This window comes from Streptococcus sp. HMSC076H09 (assembly GCF_001811765.1).
Classification (GTDB): Bacteria; Bacillota; Bacilli; order Lactobacillales; family Streptococcaceae; genus Streptococcus; species Streptococcus agalactiae.
The window spans coordinates 1-1187 of sequence record NZ_KV806592.1 but is presented as its reverse complement, the minus strand read 5'-3'; the positions used below and the strand labels follow the sequence as shown (position 1 = coordinate 1187).

Here is a 1187-nt window from a genome sequence, read left to right as displayed (position 1 = left end):
TCTCCAATCATCGCAGTATCAACACCAAAGTTATCCGCAACTGTTGCTGAAATATCTGCGAAATGCCCTACTGGGATAAGGCCGTTTCCTGTGAAAGATGGGCTATAGGCTAAGAGAGGAATGTATTCTCTTGTATGGTCTGTACCTGCATAAGTTGGGTCATTACCATGATCGGCAGTGATCAAAAGTAAGTCTTTGTCACGCATCGCTGAAACAATCTCTGGAAGACGCTCATCAAACTCATGAAGACAATCACGATAACCATGAGGATCACGACGGTGACCATAGAGAGCATCAAAGTCAACCAAATTAGTAAAGGAGAAGCCTTTTTCAAACTCTGATAACCCCATTGTTTTTATCAAAGTATCAATACCATGACTATTTGATTTGTTATGTCCCATATCATGATTAATGCCTGAACCATTGAAAATATCATTGATTTTACCAACAGCATAAGTATCGATGCCAGCTTGATCTAGTTTATTTAATACGGTATCTTCAAATGGTGATACTGCATAGTCGTGACGGTTGGCTGTACGCGTAAAGTTGCCTGGTTCACCTACATATGGACGAGCGATAATACGACCAAGGAGAGCTGGACGCTCCATTGTGATACTACGAGCATATTCACAAATACGGTAGAGTTCTTCTAGAGGAATGATATCCTCATGAGCTGCAATTTGTAGGACTGGGTCAGCTGAGGTATAGATAATGAGCTCACCAGTTTCCATTTGGCGTGGTCCAAAGTCATCAATAACAGCTGTCCCTGAATAAGGTTTATTCGCTTCACGAATAACTTTACGTCCTGAAAAATCCTCAATCTTTGTGATAATATCTTCTGGAAAACCATTCCAGAAAGTATCAAATGGCTCTGTAATATTTAAGCCCATGATCTCCCAATGTCCTGTCATTGTATCTTTACCAAGTGATACTTCTTGTAACTTCGTCGCGTAGCCACTTGGATTTTCTTCTGCAGGGACGGTCTTAAGCGCTTGGGGACGAGGAATATTACCAAGTCCAATTTTAGCCATGTTTGGCACCGCAAGTCCAACTGTTTTTGAAATGTGGCCAAGCGTGTCTGAAGCACCATCAGGAACTCCTGCATTGACAAAATCATTGGCATCTGGTGCCGCTCCAATACCCACTGAATCTAAGACAACTAAGTGAATGCGATCAAATTGTGACAT

Annotated in this window: 1 protein-coding gene; it reads right to left on the bottom strand. The window is 41.7% G+C overall.

Annotation, left to right across the window (positions count from 1 at the left end):
• Positions 1 to 1187, bottom strand: a 1187-nt coding sequence (locus HMPREF2818_RS01695) for a phosphopentomutase (protein ID WP_049425532.1), incomplete at its 3' end; no start/stop codon positions are given.